Genomic DNA, 15,056 nt, shown 5'->3' with positions numbered 1-15,056 from the left:
GCCCAAGCCACCAGAATGCCGTTGAACAATCCCATAATCAGACCGGCACCTAACGCCGCCGGAATCGTCAGTGAAGCAAACGCCGGATCGAGCGACACCACCATCGCCACCACTGCGGTGGTACCGAGCATCGATCCCACCGACAAATCGATGCCACCGGTGAGAATGACAAAGGTCATGCCCGCCGCCAGCACGATGTTGATCGAGGCCTGACGCGTAATGTTGAGCAGATTGCCCTCGGTGAAGAAGTTCGGCGTGACAAAGCCAAATACCGCCACGATCAGGATCAAAATCGGCAAGATACCGACGGTTTGCAGCAGGTCACTCATTAACGCGCGCTTTAGCGTTGGACTTTTTACGCGTGCGGATTCACTGGTCATTGCGCTCTCCTCAGGCCTGAACCGGCTGCGCGCCGGTGGCCAGTGTCATAATGTTTTCCTGGCTAATTTCTGCCCCACTCAACTCACCGGCGATAGCGCCTTCACGCATCACATAGACGCGGTCGCTCATGCCAACCACTTCCGGTAACTCACTGGAGATCATCAAAATCGCCACGCCCTGCTGCGCCATCTGCTGCATCATGCGGTAGATTTCGCTCTTGGCGCCGACATCAACGCCGCGCGTCGGCTCATCGAGAATCAGGATGCGCGGCGCGATTGCCACCCAGCGTGAAATCAGCAGCTTCTGCTGATTGCCGCCGGACAAGCCACCCGCGCGCACCTGCGCATGCGGCACGCGGATGTTGAGCGCATCAATCGCCTCGCTGGCGATCTTCTGCCCTTTGCGCCGGTTCAGCAGGCCGTAGCTGGCATCGCGCTCCAGCGTCGCCATCACAATGTTGTCCTGCGCCGCCAGTTCGAGGAATAATCCCTGCTCTTTGCGGTTCTCAGTGAGAAAACCGATGCCACGTGCAATGGCGTCACGCGGCGAGTGAATCTGCACTTTTTCCCCGTCGATCCAGATCTCACCGCCGCTCGGTTGATGCACGCCAAAAATCAGCTGCGCCAGTTCGCTGCGCCCGGCGCCAACCAGCCCCGCGAGGCCGACGATCTCGCCGGCACGCACCGACAGGCTGCTGGGATGCACTTTGCGTTTGTCGCACAGGTGATTGACGGCGAGACGGATGTCGCCGAGCGGAATGTTGCGGTCTTTGTTGAACAGATCGCTGAGCGGCCGCCCGACCATCATGCGCACCAGCTCGCTGGCATTAAGCTGCTCGCGCGTCAGGCTGCCGACGTACTGCCCGTCGCGCAGCACGCTAACGCGATCCGACAGCTCATACACTTCCGCCATGCGATGGCTGATGTAGATGATCGCCATCCCTTCGCTGCGCAAACGTTTAATCAGCGCAAACAGCTGCTCGGTTTCACGGTTCGAGAGTGCGGCAGTCGGCTCATCCATTACCAGAATGCGGCTGTTGCGGTGCAGCGCGCGGGCGATTTCCACCTGCTGCTGCTCGGCAATGCTCAGGCGACTAACCAGATCGGTGGCGCTGAACTGCGCGCCCAGCCGATCAATCACTCGCTGCGCCTCTTCCGCCATCTGTCGACGCTTTACCAGGCCCGCGCGGGTGATTTCACTGCCGAGAAAGATGTTCTCCGCCACCGTCAGATTCGGTGCCAGATTGATCTCCTGATAAATCAGGGTGATGCCCGCCGCCAACGCCTCTTTTGGGCCTTTTATGACATATGGCTGGCCGTCGATAAGAATTTCCCCGCTGCTGGCGGTATAAGCACCGGCCAGAATCTTCATCAATGTACTTTTGCCCGCGCCGTTTTCGCCCATCAGCGCATGCACTTCACCGGGCCAGACCGTGAGATCGACGCCCTTCAGCGCATAGAAGTTGCCGAAGCGTCGGGTGATTCCCCGCATGGAGAGTATCGGTGTGGCATCCATTTACAGACTCCTGCTGGCAAAGGTTGCAGCGAGTAAAGCCTCCTTAGATAAATGGAAAATGTCAGCGGCCATTCATATTTGTCATATTTCGCCCCGATCGCGCTTCTATACTCGCCAGCAGTTGAGCGGTAAGGAGTGGCAGCCATGAGTCACAGTCTGCACTGGCACGCGGGCGCACGCAGTCGCCTGCTGCTGTTTAATCTGCTGGTGATGTCGGTGACGCTGGCGGTGAGCCTGGTAGCGATTTTTGGATTTCGCCACGCAGGTCACATTCAGGAACAGGCGCAGGCACAAACGCTGGCGGATATGAACGGCAGCCTGGCGCTGGCGCGCGATACCGCCAATGTGGCAATCGCGGCGGTGCGTTTATCGCAGGTGGTCGGCGCGCTGGAGTATCAGAGCGAATCTGCGCGCCTGCAGCAAACGCAGCAGGAGCTGCAACGGTCGCTGAGCTTGCTGGCGAATGCGCCACTGGCGTCGCAACAGCCGCAGCTGTTGACGCGCATCCGCGAGCGCAGCCAGATGCTGGAACAGACCATCAACCAATTGCTGCGCGCCGGACATCAACGCCATCTGCAGCGCAACGTCATGCTCAGCGGGCTGTGGCAATCGCAGCTATTACTCAATCGCATTGACCTGCTAACGCGCACCGATTCCCCTTCCGCCGCGCTGCGCCAGCAAACCCACAGCTTATTCAGCGTGGCGATTCAATCCAGCGCGCCGCAGGCCGCAGTGCAGCAGCTGCAATCGGTGCTGCGTCAGTGGCAAGCGTTAAGGCTCAACGGCGTGCTGAATACGCAGGTGCAGCGGCTGATCGCCACCAGCACTGATTTGCAGCCGGTGGCGCAGCAGCTGGAGCAGAGTGATATTGCCATCGCCTACGCCACCTATCGCATCAAAGCGCTGGTGGCGATGCTCAACGACGACATCACCCATTACGTGCAGCTGGTGGCGCAGCAGAGCGACGCTCGCAGCGCGGTAACCCATGAAGAGCTGGATTCGATCATCGGTTTTATCGGCCTGTTTATGCTGCTGGCGCTGCTGATCACCGGTTACGCCGGTTACTACATCTACCGCAATCTCGGTTCGAGTCTCACCGCCATCGCCCATGCCATGACGCGGCTGGCACAGGGCGAAAAGAGCGTCAACGTGCCAGGTCTGGCGCGGCGTGATGAGCTGGGCGATCTGGCGCGCGCCTTCAACGTGTTTGCGCGCAACACCGCGTCGCTGGCGCACACCTCACGGCTGCTGAAAGAGAAAAGCAACCAGCTGGAATCGACCTTTCTCGCCATGCGCGACGGCTTTGCGCTGTTTGATAACAGCGGCCAGCTGGTAGTGTGGAATGCGCAATATGCCGAGCTGCTGGGCATTGCGCCGCGTGAGCTGCATCGCGGTTTGCACTATCAGCAGCTTCTGAAACGCGTCGATGTTGAACTCAAAGGCTTAGCCGATGCGCAGGAAGTGCGGCTGGCGGATGGGCGCACGCTGGAGCTGCGTTTTAGCCCGGTGCCACGGCGCGGCATGGTGAATACCGTGCTGGAGCGCACCACGCGCAAGGCGCTGGAAGAGGCGCTGCTGCACAGCCAGAAGATGAAAGCGGTGGGACAGCTAACCGGCGGACTGGCGCACGACTTTAATAATCTGCTGGCGGTGATCATCGGCAGCCTGGCGTTGACCGTCGATCAGCTGCCGCCCGGCACACTCGCCAGCCGTATCGATCGTGCGCGTCAGGCCGCCGACCGCGCGGCGCAGCTGACGCAGCGTTTGCTGGCCTTTTCACGTAAGCAGGCGCTCTATCCGCGCGCGGTATCAGTGGTTGAGCTGGTGGATAATCTGCATTCACTGCTGCAACACGCACTTTTGCCCGGCCAGCAGCTGGTGATCGATGCGCAGCGTCCTGGCTGGCCAGCGTGGATCGATGCCGGACAGCTGGAGAACGCGTTGATCAATCTGGTGGTCAACGCGCGCGATGCGATGGCGCAGCAGAGCGGCGAAATCCACCTGCGAATCTGGAATCAGCGCAAACAGGAAGCCGACGGCAAGCGCGATCGCGTCACCATTGAAGTGATCGATCACGGCTGCGGCATGTCGGCCGAGGTGCGTGAACAGGTGTTCGAGCCGTTCTTCACCACCAAAGCCATCGGTAGCGGCAGCGGTTTGGGCTTATCGATGGTGTATGGCTTTGTGCGTCAATCTGGCGGCCAGATCGAGCTGGAGACCGCGCCCGGTCAAGGCACCACCGTGCGGCTGTTATTGCCGCGCGCGCCAGAAGCGGCACAACCGCTCAGCGTGCCGCCGCCGCTGGTGCCACAGGCCAGCAACGATCGGCTGGTGTTGGTGCTGGATGATGAACCGACGGTGCGACAAACGCTGTGCGAACATCTACACCAGCTGGGTTATCTGACGCTGGAGTGTGGCGATGGCGAAAGTGCGCTGACGCTGCTGCGCCAGACGCCGGATATCGATTTGCTAATCAGTGATTTGATGCTGCCGGGCGGTATTAACGGCGCGGATGTGATTCGTCAGGCGCAGGCGCAGTGGCCACATCTGGCGACGGTGTTGATCAGCGGTCAGGATCTGCGCCAGACGCAGGTCACGCTGCCGCTGTGTGAGCGGCTGGCGAAACCCTGGCATCAGGCGCAGCTGGTGCAGGCGCTGGAGCGCGCCTGGCAGCGCAGTGAACGGCTTAGTCGCGCGCGGCAGGCTGCCACAACGGCACCCCTTTCCCCGTGATGTAACGTTTACGCAGTTTGCTGGAGACCATATCCATGATCATCACCACCGCCACCAGAATCAGGGTCAGGAACATCACCACATCCCAGTTCCATAAACGCATGTTCTCGGCATACACCAGGCCAACGCCACCCGCGCCAACGAAGCCCAGCACCGCCGCTGAGCGGGTGTTGGACTCAATCTGATACAGGCTGAGCGCGAGGAAGGTCGGGAACGACTGGGTGAAAATGCCGTAGCGATGTTTCTGCAGGCTGTTCGCACCCACCGCGCTCAGGCCGCGACTCGGCGAACGCTCCACCGCTTCGTGCCCTTCGGCGTAGAGTTTGCCGAGCAAGCCGACATCCTGCATCACTATTGCCAGCACGCCAGCCAGCGGCCCCATGCCGACGGCGCGCACGAAGATCAGCCCCCAAATCGCCATATCAATGCCGCGCAGCACATCCAGCACGCGGCGCACCACCAGCGAAATCGGTCGTGTGATCGGATCGTGCATTACGTTACGCGCCGCCAGAAACGAGACCGGCAGCGCAATCAGCGACGCGGTCAACGTGCCGGAGAACACAATCGCCAGCGTAATCCCGACCTGCGTGAAGTAGTAACCAAACGGCCAGTTGAGGAAATCCTGCCAGACAAACATACGCAGGAAATAGCGGCTGAGCTGCTGGCAGCCAATGAGAAAACGGCTCCACTCAATGCCAAAGAATTCGAAGAAGAACAGGTAATAGAGCGCGATGGCAAGCGCCACCAGCGCAACGCGGCGCAGATAGCGGTTCTGCGCGGCAAAAAGGGCGGCATGCTCTTGTTTGAGTTTGGCGACATCCGGCGCTAAGGCGATCATTGTGCGTCTCCTTCCACTACGCGGCGACGCAGCCAGCCGGACAGCGTATCCAGCAGCGACACCACCACAATGATCAGCAACAGCGTGATGCTGACCTGATCGTAACGATCGAGTTTGATATTGGTCATCAGCTCTTGCCCGATACCGCCCGCGCCGACCAAACCAAGGATAGTTGAGGAGCGGAAGTTGATTTCCAGACGCATAAAGCTGTAGGAGAGAAACGTTGGTTTGACCTGTGGCCAGAAGGCAAAGCGCATGCGCTGCAGTTTGCTGGCACCGCACGCCGCGAGGCCGCGAACCGGTTTATCCGAGGCGCTCTCAATCGCTTCGTAGAACAGTTTGGTCAGGCTGCCGACGGTGTGCAGCGCCAGCGCGAGGAAGCCGGGAATAGCACCAATGCCGAACGCCATCACGAACATCACCGCCCACGCCAGTTCCGGCATGGTACGCAGGAAGGCGACAAAGGCGCGGATCGCCACACGCAGGCTGCGCGGCGTTTGGGTGTTATCGGCGGCGAAGAATGCCAGCACGCCGGCAACGGCCACCGCCACGATGGTGGAGGACAGCGCCAGCTGCAAGGTTTCCCAGATCAGCGGCAGCTGGAAGTGCAGGCGATAGCCCCAATAGGCCAGCGAGCCCTCGGTTTTGCCGTCGGCGAACAGCAGTGAAAGATGCAGCACCGGCAGAGTTTCGCCGATGTAGTCAAAAAAGTGTGGCAGCGACTGCCAGACGGTAAGCAGGTTAAATTCCGCCATCTTGCCCGCGGCCAGATAGAGCGCCAGCAACAGCAGCGACCACAGCAGCGAGTCGCGCTTTTGCTGGCGGCGGATGCGTTGGTAGTAGTGTTCGAAATCGGTCAAGGGGGGATTCCTGTGTAACCAGGTCGCCATGAATGGCGACCCTACAATGTAGGGTGCGCATTAATGCGCACCGTTTTGAAGGCTTAACCGCGCGTACCCTTCATCAAATCACGCTTCATATCGATGATGTTCTGGTAATCCGCCACGGTAGCTGGGCCGATGTGCTGGGTACCGCCAACCGCTTTAACAAAGCAGCCGTGATCTTCTTTATCCAGTTTCTTGATGGTGGCCACCACCTTCGCTTTGAAGTCAGCGGGCAGATTGTTGCTCACCAGAATCGGACCGTTCGGGATCAACGGCGACTGCCAGATGATGCGGATCTGCTTCATCAGGTCAGGATGATCCATGCGAATCAAACGGCCAAAGGCACCTGAGGTATAACCGGTTTCGCGGTCACCAATCAGTGACGTCCAGGTTACCGCGCCTTCGAACTGACCGTTCAGCACGCCGAGGATGTCCTGCTCGTGGCCGCCGGAGAAGGTGACGCTGGAGAAGGTGTTGTTGTACTTGTCGTCAACCGTGCCGCCGAACTCTTTCTTGAACGCCTGGTTCGGCATCAGGAAGCCAGAAGTTGAATCGGGATCGGCCATGCCAAACGATTTGCCTTTCAGGTCTTCCAGCTTTTTGTATGGGCTGTCAGCTTTAACGATCACCACCGAGTGATAACCCTGAGACCCGTCTTTGTCGTCCACCACGATGCCCACCACATCCACCGCTTTCGGGTTTTGCAGGTAAACCGAGGCATACGAAGCCGGCGACATGCTCAGCACCAGATCGATTTTGTTACCCAGCAAGCCCTGAATCACGCCTGAATAGTCAGACGAGTTGCGCAGTTTGGTATCCACCTGCAACTCTTTGTCGAAGAAGTCTTTCACACATTGGTTATCACCAATCTGCTGCGTGGCGTTCTGGCCGCCAAGAATCCCGAGGTTCAACTCTTTTGGTGCATCCGCTGCGTTTGCGCCAAATGCCATCGCAATAGTCAGTAAAGCTAAAGAAGTCAGTTTCATTCTTAGGTTTTCTCTTGCTGTGGGAGTTAGTGGAGCTGGTTAATTTCGTCGCCGTACAGCTCATGCATCAGGCCGTCGGTCAACTGGGAAGGATGTCCATCGAACAGGATTTTGCCGCGCTGAATGCCAATCACGCGGGTGCAGTAGCTTTTTACCAGTTCGATGGAGTGCAGGTTTACCATCACGCTGATGCCCTGCTCGCTCACCTGACGCAGCACATCCATGATGCGTTTGGTGTTTTTTGGATCGAGTGACGCCACCGGTTCGTCGGCCAGCAAAATGCGCGGGTTTTGCATCAATGCCCGGCAAATCGCCACGCGCTGCATCTGGCCGCCAGAGAGGTTTTCTGCACGCTGCAGCGCCTGCGGCAGCATGTTCATCCACTGCAGCAGTTCAATGGCGCGAGCGCGGTCGGTTTCGGAGAAGACTTTGAAGAACGATTTCAGCGTCGAGGTCTGGCTTAAACGACCGAGCAGCACGTTGGTCAGCACATCAAGACGCGGCACCAGACAAAAGTCCTGGAATATCATGCCGCATTCGGTGCGCCACTCGCGCATCTGGCGGCTATTGAGCGTAACCACATCGCGATCCACTTCGCCGTGGCGATTGCTGAGAATGGCGCCCTGCGAAGCGCTGATGGTGCCGTTCAGCATGTGTAACAGTGTCGATTTGCCTGCGCCTGAGCGGCCAATCACCGCCACCAACTCGCCCGCATGCAGATCGAAGCTGACGTTATCCAGCACCTGATTGGCGCCGTAGGTTTTGCACAATCCCTGCACCGACAACACCTTGTTGCCCTGCCCTGTAACCTGCGGGTAAGGATTGTCGACGACGGTTTTCAGTAATGCCTGTGCCATGTTGCACTCCATCTCTTCTGAGGTGTTGATTGCCCGCTATTACGGGCAAAGCGGATGAAAGCTTGATGACAGTAAAATGATTAAACAGTGACAGCGTAGGGTCGCCATTCATGGCGACCGTCCGTTAATGCATGCAACGCACCAGGTCGCCATGAATGGCGACCCTACGAAACAATGAGCTGCCGCAGATGCTCGAGCGTATCGCTCAACGCGCCATCGTTATTCAACGCATGACAATGCGCGGGCAGCGGTTCGGCGGCGCGCGCCAGCCGTTTCTCAATCTCCGCTTCCGACTCGCGCCCGCGCTGTCGCAAGCGCGCTTCCAGCACCGCTGGCGAAACCTGCAACACCAGCGGCAGCAGCTGCGTGCCGTAATGCTGCTGCACAATCGGCAGATGCAGGCGTGAACCGTTAACCAGCACGTTCAGCCCGCGCGCCAGCCACAGATCGATCTCCTCGCCCAGCCCGTAATGCATGCCGTGCGCCTGCCAGCTCACGGCGAACAAGCCCAGCGCCTCGCGCCGTCGAAACTCGGCCTCGCTCAGCGCCACATGGTTCTCGCCGCCCGCATCGGCGGCGCGCGTGATGTAGCGATGGGCGATCAGCAGATTCTCCGGCGGCGCTTCGCGTAGCGCGTTCAGAAGGCTGTCTTTTCCCGAGCCCGAAGGCCCGGTAAGCCAGATCAGGCGCGCCATCAGAACACCAGCTTGCCTTGCGACCAGACGTGACGAATGTGCGAATGACCATGTTCGGTATGCGCCAGCACCAAATCGGCACGCAGCCCTTCGGCGATGCGGCCGCGATCGTGCAGACCAATCGCCCGCGCTGGATTGCTGGTCACCAGCGCAGCCGCCTGCGGCAGCGTCAGCGTGTTGCGCTCATCAGCAACCAGGCGGAACACCGCATCCAGCAAGCTGGCCGGATAGTAGTCGGAGGAGAGAATATCCAGCAGGCCGTGGCTGGCGAGATCCGCCGCCGCCACGTTGCCGGAGTGCGAACCGCCGCGCACGATGTTGGGCGCGCCCATCAACACCTGCATGCTGCATTCACGCGAGGCGCGTGCCGCCTCCAGCGTGGTAGGGAATTCGGCGATGGCGCTGCCGACGTCATGGGATTCAGCGACGTGCGCCGCCGTAGCATCGTCGTGGCTGGCGATCGGAATACCGCGCGAACGGCACAAATTGGAGATGGCGTTGCGATTCGGCGTGGAGAACTCGGCGGCCAGCGCCAGCTGCTCGCGCTCAAACTGATCCATCTGCTCGTCGTTGAGCTGATATTTGCCCTGATAATAGGTGCGATACATCTCCAGCGAGGCGTACTGGCGTTGACCCGGCGAGTGATCCATCAGCGACACCAGCGACAGCTCTGGCGTATTCATCAACTTCTCAAACAGTGGCAGCGTGGTGTGATGCGGCAGCTCACAACGCAGATGCAAATGGTGATCGGCGCGGTTAATGCCTTTGCGATTGCTGTCCTGAATCGCCTCAATCATCTTGTTGAGGTTTTCAATGCGATGCCCACCATCGCGCACGTCGCCGACGCCAATCGCATCCAGCACCGTGGTGATGCCGCTGGCGACCATCAGCGCATCGTGGCTGCTCATCGCTGAGTGCGCAGGCCAATCCACTTTGGGGCGTGGCGTGAAGAACTTGTCGAGATTATCGGTGTGCAGCTCCACCAAGCCCGGCAGCAGGAAGGCGTTTTCGCCATCCAGCGCGCCCGGCAACTGGCTGACGCTGTCGCTAAAGCTGGCGATGCGCCCGTCACGGATCTCCAGTGAACCCGCCACCACGTCATGCTCCAGCACCAGCCGGACGTTATTAATGATCATGCTTCTGCTCCTGCTTTCATTGGCTGCATGACGTGCAGGCGATCGGCTACGCGTTCGCGCACCGCTGCGTCATGGAAAATTCCGACAATGGCGGCACCACGGGCGCGCGCCTGTTCAATCAATTCCACCACTGCGGCGCTGTTGGCGCTGTCGAGCGAAGCGGTTGGCTCATCCAGCAGCAGCACCGGATAGTCGGCGATAAAGCCGCGCGCGATGTTGACGCGCTGCTGCTCGCCGCCGGAGAAAGTGGACGGTGCCAGCGACCACAAACGCTCCGGCACATTAAGGCGCGTCAGCAGCTCTTTAGCGCGCTTTTCGCAGAAGGCGCGCTCGGTGCCGCGCTCCAGCAGCGGCTGCATGACGATCTCCAGCGTCGGCACGCGTGGAATGACGCGCAAAAACTGGCTGACCCAGCCAACGGTGTGACAGCGAATCGCCAGAATCTGCCGCGCGGGCGCGTTGGCCATGTCGATCCATTCGCCCTGATGTTGCAGCCAGATGTGGCCGCTGTTGGCCTGATAGTTGCCGTACAGCGCACGCAGCAGCGTGGATTTTCCGCTGCCGGAGCGGCCATGCAGCACCACGCATTCGCCGCCGCTGACTTCAAGATTGGCGTCCTGCAATACCGGCAGCGCGGCGCTGCTTTGGTTGTGCAGCACAAAGGTTTTGCTCAGATGCTCTACGCGCAGTAAAGGTTGCATAGTGATGTCCTGATGGTTTTGATAGTTGTGCTGGTCTTCGAGAAGGTCGCCATAAATGGCGACCCTACGGGGCGCACGTCGTAGGGTCGCCATTCATGGCGACCTTGTTAATGTCCGCACCCGCACTCAACTCAGCACCGATGAAACCAGCAGCTGGGTATACGGATGATGCGGATCGTCCAGCACTCGATCGGTCAACCCGCTCTCCACCACGCGGCCCTGCTTCATCACCAGCAGGCGATGCGCCAGCAAACGCGCCACACCGAGATCGTGCGTCACAATCACCACCGCCAGATTCAGCTCGCGCACCAGCGTGCGCAGTAGATCCAGCAGGCGCGCCTGCACCGACACATCCAGCCCGCCGGTCGGTTCATCCATAAACACCAGCGTCGGCTGCGTCACCAGATTGCGCGCAATCTGTAAACGTTGCTGCATGCCGCCCGAGAACGTGGTGGGCAGATCGTCGATGCGATTAGCGGGGATCTCCACTTCCTGCAGCCAGCGCATCGCCTCTTTACGGATATCGCCATAATGACGCTGGCCCACCGCCATCAAGCGCTCGCCGATATTGCCGCCCGCTGTCACCTGCGGACGCAAACCGTCAAGCGGATGCTGATGCACCACGCCCCATTCGGTGCGCAGCAAGCGGCGGCGATCGCTCTCGCTCAGCTGATAGAGATCCTGCGCGCGATAGAGAATGTTGCCCTGCTGCGGCGCCAGGCGTGCCGACAGGCTGCGCAGCAAGGTAGTTTTACCGGATCCGGATTCCCCCACGATGCCTAACACTTCGCCGGGATAGAGCTCAAAACTCACCTCTTCAAACCCTTTGCCGGGCGCATAAAGGTGGGTGAGATTGTTGACCGCAAGCAGCGGCTGTTCACTGTGCATGCTGTTGTTCCTGCTGCTGGTGGCAAAAATCGGTATCGGAGCAGACAAACATGCGCGTACCGGCGTCATCCATCACCACCTCGTCGAGATAGCTGTGGCGCGAACCGCACAGCGCGCAGGGTTCTTCCCACTGCTGCACGCTGAACGGGTGATCGTCGAAGTCGAGGCTTTCCACTTTGGTGTACGGCGGCAGCGCATAGATGCGTTTCTCACGCCCGGCACCAAACAGCTGCAGCGCCGGCATCATGTGCATCTTTGGGTTGTCGAATTTAGGGATTGGCGACGGATCCATCACGTAGCGATCGTTGACCTTCACCGGATAGGCGTAAGTGGTGGCGATGTGGCCGTAGCGGGCGATATCTTCATACAGTTTCACCTGCATGATGCCGTACTCTTCCAGCGCGTGCATGGTGCGGGTTTCGGTCTCGCGCGGCTCGATAAAGCGCAGCGGCTCGGGGATCGGCACCTGGAAAATCAGGATCTGGTCTTCCTCAAGCGGCGTTTCCGGAATGCGGTGACGCGTCTGGATCAGCGTGGCGTCGATGGTGCGTTCGGTGGTGGCTGCGCCGCTGACGCGCTGGAAGAAGCGGCGAATCGATACCGCGTTGGTGGTGTCATCCGCGCCCTGATCGATCACCTTGAGCACATCGGCATCGCCAATAATGCTGGCGGTGATCTGAATGCCGCCGGTGCCCCAGCCGTAAGGCATCGGCATTTCACGTCCGGCAAACGGCACCTGATAACCGGGAATCGCCACCGCTTTCAGAATCGCGCGGCGGATGGTGCGTTTGGTCTGTTCGTCCAGATAACCGTTGTTGTAGCCGGTTAACTCACTCATGGTTCTGCTCCTGATGCTGTTGGCGCAGCCGTTTCAGCAGCTCAAGCTCCGCCTGGAAATCGACGTAGTGCGGCAGTTTCAGATGCGAGACAAAGCCCGCCGCTTCAACGTTGTCGGCATGCGACAGCACAAACTCCTCATCCTGCGCCGGACCGGCAATGCGTTCGTGGTACTCCGGCGCCTGCAGCGCACGATCCACCAGCGCCATCGCCATCGCTTTACGTTCGGAGCGACCAAACACCAGGCCGTAACCGCGCGTAAAGTGCGGCGCGCTACTGGTTTCGGTGGTGAAGCCGTTGACCATCTCGCATTCGGTCAGCAGGATTTCGCCAATCTCAATCTCAAAGCCCAGCTCTTCCGGGCAGATTGAGACGCTGAGATAGCCGGTACGAATTTCGCCCGCGAATGGATGGTTGCGGCCGTAGCCGCGCTGCGTCGAGTAGCCCAGCGCCAGCAAGAAACCTTCGTCGCCGCGCACCAGCTGTTGCAGGCGTGCGGCACGCGTGGCCGGATAACCCGGCGGTTCGCGGGTGATGTCACACGGTTCGCTACCGTCATCCTCTTCGCGTGCTGCTAATCCTTCTGCGGTCATCATGCTGAACACGTGCGGACAGCGTTCGGGCAGCGCCTGATCGTCACGCGGTGCAGCGGGCGTTTCGCCGTTTGCCAGAAGGGTGAAATCGAGCAGACGATGGCTGTAATCGTAGGTTGGGCCAAGAACCTGGCCGCCCGGAAGATCTTTGTAGACGGCGGAGATACGGCGTTCGAGGCGCATCTCGGCGGTTGTCAGCGCCAGGCTGTCGGCGAGGCGCGGCAGCGTGGTGCGATAGGCGCGCAGCAGGAAGATCGCTTCCACCAAATCGCCGCTTGCCTGTTTAATCGCTAAGGCCGCCAGCTGTGGATCGTAAATGCCGCCTTCGGTCATCACGCGATCGACCGCTAAACCCAACTGTTGCGCGACCTGATCGCAGCCCAGTTCGGCAACTTCGCGATCGCCACGACGCAGATCGGCCTGCAGCTCATGGGCGCTGGCAATCGCCTTTTCGCCCCCTTTTACCGCAACGTACATCAGCACACCTCCACGTCGGTGGTGCGTGGCAGCGCCATCATCGCTTCACCGCAGGTAAAAATCAGATCCACGCCCTGTGGGAACGGATGCGGACGCTCGCGCAGATAGTGCAGAATTGCTTCCGGCAGCTGCGGCGCAATCGCGCGCGATTCACGTAAGCCGGGACCAGAAAGGCGCAGCGTTAAACCGCCGCTCAGTGATGGCACTTCCACAATCAGCGTGGTGCTCTTCTCAGGTGACATGTTATCGCCAGAGGCGAACAGCGCCGGATCGGGATTGGCCGCCGCGTGCGTTAGCGCAAAAGGTGCATCGCGCTCATCGACAATCGGCACGCCGGTGTGGAAACGCAGGTTGCTGCGCACCACTTCATTATCAATGCGATTATCCAGCCACAGCGCGCTCTCCTGATCGACCAGCGTCAGCAGCACTGCCGTGGCCGCTGGCGAGAGATCGCCCCAGCCCTGTTGCAGCGGCAGCGACACCATCACGCCCGGTTCGCTCATCGCTTTTAAAATGCGGCGAAAGGCACGTTGGGCATCAGCCACCGGATGGTTAAAACTTGCCAGTAAAGTCATCAGTTATCTCCGCGAACCAGCGTAAAGAAATCCACTTTGGAGCTGGCGATTTCACGCGCGCGCAGCTGACGCTGCTCTTCACGCAGTGCCGCCAGCGGGGCAATCAATTTTTCCTGTAACAGCGCCTGGGTTTCCGGCTGTTGCAGCAGCGCATCAATCAGCGCGCAGCGTTCGGCGTGCGCTTTGTCGCGCCCCAGCACGTAGCTAAAGCCAAGCGTGCCGTCGTGCAGTTTTACTACCGCGCGCGTCACCGTGGCATCGCCCATTACGAAGCGTTTGCCGCTGCCGCCCATGCGCGCCTGCAAACGGGTTAAGCCAGTTTCTGCCGGGCGGATGCGTTCAAAATCCGCGTTAAGGCGTAACGGCTGCCAGTGCGCCTCAAGCTGGTTGGCATCGCTGTGCGCCAGCACTGAGAGCCAATGCTGGCGGGCTGTTTGCTGTGTCATTCGTGCTCCAGAGTCAGTTCAATCATGTCGCCACGCGTCAGGCTGACGGAATATTCCGCTACCTGGCCGTCGCTATGTTTATTCAGGGTGCGCACGCACAGCAGCGGCGACTGCAGCGCAATCTCCAGCTGCTTGCACTCTTTGGCCTGCGCGCGACGGGTGCTGATGCGCGTTTGGCTGCGCGTCAGGCTCAGGCCGAGCTGCTGCTGCATAAAATCGTGCAGCGAACCGCTGTGAAACTGCTGCAGCGCCGGCCACCAGCTGAGTTCCGCCAGGAAGTGGTTGATGACGCACACCGCCACGCCATTGACGCGGCGCAGCGTGCGCAAGTGGATAACGTTGTCGCCTTCGTTGACGCCCAGCGCACTCGCCACATCGCTGCTCGCCGGACGCAGCACCGCCAGCAGACGTTCGCTGGTGGGATGGCTGCCCTGCTCCATCAGGTTCTGGCTGAAGCGGGCTTGCGCATGCAGCGGATAATCGTAAGGACGCATCAGCACCAAAATGCCGATGC

General features: G+C 60.0%; 16 protein-coding genes. 1 reads left to right on the top strand and 15 read right to left on the bottom strand.

Features of this window, described 5'->3' with window-relative positions:
* Both RTY00_RS07775 and RTY00_RS07770 read right to left on the bottom strand, forming a co-directional pair.
* A partial coding sequence (locus tag RTY00_RS07775) for an ABC transporter permease subunit (RefSeq protein WP_409519123.1) occupies positions 1-380 on the bottom strand: 380 nt, incomplete at its 3' end.
* Positions 381-390: 10 nt separating this feature from the next.
* Positions 391-1,896: a sugar ABC transporter ATP-binding protein gene (locus tag RTY00_RS07770; RefSeq protein WP_312664024.1), complete on the bottom strand. Its 1,506-nt coding sequence runs from the start codon at positions 1,894-1,896 to the stop codon at positions 391-393.
* A gap of 144 nt (positions 1,897-2,040) precedes the next feature.
* Here RTY00_RS07770 and RTY00_RS07765 point away from each other — a divergent pair, with 144 nt between their 5' ends.
* On the top strand, positions 2,041-4,629 hold the full coding sequence (locus RTY00_RS07765; RefSeq protein ID WP_312664023.1) for an ATP-binding protein: 2,589 nt from the start codon (positions 2,041-2,043) through the stop codon (positions 4,627-4,629).
* On the opposite strand, the gene phnE (RTY00_RS07760) is transcribed toward RTY00_RS07765, so the two are convergent.
* The 13 genes from phnE (RTY00_RS07760) to phnF all read right to left on the bottom strand — a co-directional run.
* Complete coding sequence (gene phnE / locus RTY00_RS07760; protein WP_312664022.1) at positions 4,583-5,467, bottom strand: phosphonate ABC transporter, permease protein PhnE; 885 nt, start codon at positions 5,465-5,467, stop codon at positions 4,583-4,585. The two genes, RTY00_RS07765 and phnE (RTY00_RS07760), sit on opposite strands and share 47 nt — an antisense overlap.
* Positions 5,464-6,327, bottom strand: coding sequence for a phosphonate ABC transporter, permease protein PhnE (phnE, locus tag RTY00_RS07755; protein ID WP_312664021.1), 864 nt, complete (start codon positions 6,325-6,327; stop codon positions 5,464-5,466). Before phnE (RTY00_RS07755) ends, phnE (RTY00_RS07760) begins: the two co-directional genes overlap by 4 nt.
* Before the next feature lie 83 nt (positions 6,328-6,410).
* Positions 6,411-7,337 carry a phosphonate ABC transporter substrate-binding protein gene (phnD, locus tag RTY00_RS07750; RefSeq protein ID WP_312664020.1) on the bottom strand — a complete coding sequence of 309 codons (927 nt, stop codon included), beginning with the start codon at positions 7,335-7,337 and terminating at the stop codon, positions 6,411-6,413.
* Between the two features lie 26 nt (positions 7,338-7,363).
* Positions 7,364-8,194, bottom strand: a complete 831-nt coding sequence (gene phnC, locus RTY00_RS07745; protein ID WP_312664019.1) for a phosphonate ABC transporter ATP-binding protein — start codon at positions 8,192-8,194, stop codon at positions 7,364-7,366.
* Positions 8,195-8,358: 164 nt separating this feature from the next.
* Positions 8,359-8,889, bottom strand: coding sequence for a ribose 1,5-bisphosphokinase (phnN, locus tag RTY00_RS07740; RefSeq protein WP_312664018.1), 531 nt, complete (start codon positions 8,887-8,889; stop codon positions 8,359-8,361).
* Positions 8,889-10,025 carry an alpha-D-ribose 1-methylphosphonate 5-triphosphate diphosphatase gene (gene phnM, locus RTY00_RS07735; protein WP_312664017.1) on the bottom strand — a complete coding sequence of 379 codons (1,137 nt, stop codon included), beginning with the start codon at positions 10,023-10,025 and terminating at the stop codon, positions 8,889-8,891. The genes phnN and phnM overlap by 1 nt, the downstream gene beginning before the upstream one ends.
* On the bottom strand, positions 10,022-10,726 hold the full coding sequence (gene phnL / locus RTY00_RS07730; protein ID WP_312664016.1) for a phosphonate C-P lyase system protein PhnL: 705 nt from the start codon (positions 10,724-10,726) through the stop codon (positions 10,022-10,024). The genes phnM and phnL overlap by 4 nt, the downstream gene beginning before the upstream one ends.
* Before the next feature lie 126 nt (positions 10,727-10,852).
* Positions 10,853-11,614 carry a phosphonate C-P lyase system protein PhnK gene (gene phnK / locus RTY00_RS07725; RefSeq protein ID WP_312664015.1) on the bottom strand — a complete coding sequence of 254 codons (762 nt, stop codon included), beginning with the start codon at positions 11,612-11,614 and terminating at the stop codon, positions 10,853-10,855.
* Positions 11,604-12,452 carry an alpha-D-ribose 1-methylphosphonate 5-phosphate C-P-lyase PhnJ gene (locus tag RTY00_RS07720; RefSeq protein WP_154157365.1) on the bottom strand — a complete coding sequence of 283 codons (849 nt, stop codon included), beginning with the start codon at positions 12,450-12,452 and terminating at the stop codon, positions 11,604-11,606. Before RTY00_RS07720 ends, phnK begins: the two co-directional genes overlap by 11 nt.
* The gene (locus RTY00_RS07715) at positions 12,445-13,521 is read right to left on the bottom strand and encodes a carbon-phosphorus lyase complex subunit PhnI (protein WP_312664014.1); all 1,077 of its coding nucleotides are present in this window, start codon (positions 13,519-13,521) and stop codon (positions 12,445-12,447) included. Before RTY00_RS07715 ends, RTY00_RS07720 begins: the two co-directional genes overlap by 8 nt.
* Positions 13,521-14,096 carry a phosphonate C-P lyase system protein PhnH gene (phnH, locus tag RTY00_RS07710; protein WP_008105512.1) on the bottom strand — a complete coding sequence of 192 codons (576 nt, stop codon included), beginning with the start codon at positions 14,094-14,096 and terminating at the stop codon, positions 13,521-13,523. Before phnH ends, RTY00_RS07715 begins: the two co-directional genes overlap by 1 nt.
* The gene (gene phnG / locus RTY00_RS07705) at positions 14,096-14,542 is read right to left on the bottom strand and encodes a phosphonate C-P lyase system protein PhnG (RefSeq protein WP_008105514.1); all 447 of its coding nucleotides are present in this window, start codon (positions 14,540-14,542) and stop codon (positions 14,096-14,098) included. The genes phnH and phnG overlap by 1 nt, the downstream gene beginning before the upstream one ends.
* Positions 14,539-15,056: phosphonate metabolism transcriptional regulator PhnF (gene phnF, locus RTY00_RS07700; protein ID WP_312664013.1), on the bottom strand; the 518-nt coding region annotated here is incomplete at its 5' end. The genes phnG and phnF, both read right to left, overlap by 4 nt.

Source organism: Pantoea sp. CTOTU49201 (assembly GCF_032054795.1).
GTDB lineage: Bacteria > Pseudomonadota > Gammaproteobacteria > Enterobacterales > Enterobacteriaceae > Pantoea > Pantoea symbiotica.
This window is presented reverse-complemented; position numbering and strand designations above follow the sequence as displayed.

Excerpts from the sequence above, each read along its gene's own strand:
- phnH (WP_008105512.1), bottom strand. The coding sequence starts at position 14,096 with ATGACTTTACTGGCAAGTTTTAACCATCCGGTGGCTGATGCCCAACGT.
- RTY00_RS07715 (WP_312664014.1), bottom strand. The coding sequence starts at position 13,521 with ATGTACGTTGCGGTAAAAGGGGGCGAAAAGGCGATTGCCAGCGCCCAT.
- phnC (WP_312664019.1), bottom strand. The coding sequence starts at position 8,194 with ATGGCACAGGCATTACTGAAAACCGTCGTCGACAATCCTTACCCGCAG.
- phnG (WP_008105514.1), bottom strand. The coding sequence starts at position 14,542 with ATGACACAGCAAACAGCCCGCCAGCATTGGCTCTCAGTGCTGGCGCAC.
- phnK (WP_312664015.1), bottom strand. The coding sequence starts at position 11,614 with ATGCACAGTGAACAGCCGCTGCTTGCGGTCAACAATCTCACCCACCTT.
- RTY00_RS07720 (WP_154157365.1), bottom strand. The coding sequence starts at position 12,452 with ATGAGTGAGTTAACCGGCTACAACAACGGTTATCTGGACGAACAGACC.
- phnN (WP_312664018.1), bottom strand. The coding sequence starts at position 8,889 with ATGGCGCGCCTGATCTGGCTTACCGGGCCTTCGGGCTCGGGAAAAGAC.
- phnE (WP_312664022.1), bottom strand. The coding sequence starts at position 5,467 with ATGATCGCCTTAGCGCCGGATGTCGCCAAACTCAAACAAGAGCATGCC.
- phnM (WP_312664017.1), bottom strand. The coding sequence starts at position 10,025 with ATGATCATTAATAACGTCCGGCTGGTGCTGGAGCATGACGTGGTGGCG.
- phnL (WP_312664016.1), bottom strand. The coding sequence starts at position 10,726 with ATGCAACCTTTACTGCGCGTAGAGCATCTGAGCAAAACCTTTGTGCTG.
- RTY00_RS07765 (WP_312664023.1), top strand. The coding sequence starts at position 2,041 with ATGAGTCACAGTCTGCACTGGCACGCGGGCGCACGCAGTCGCCTGCTG.
- phnD (WP_312664020.1), bottom strand. The coding sequence starts at position 7,337 with ATGAAACTGACTTCTTTAGCTTTACTGACTATTGCGATGGCATTTGGC.
- RTY00_RS07770 (WP_312664024.1), bottom strand. The coding sequence starts at position 1,896 with ATGGATGCCACACCGATACTCTCCATGCGGGGAATCACCCGACGCTTC.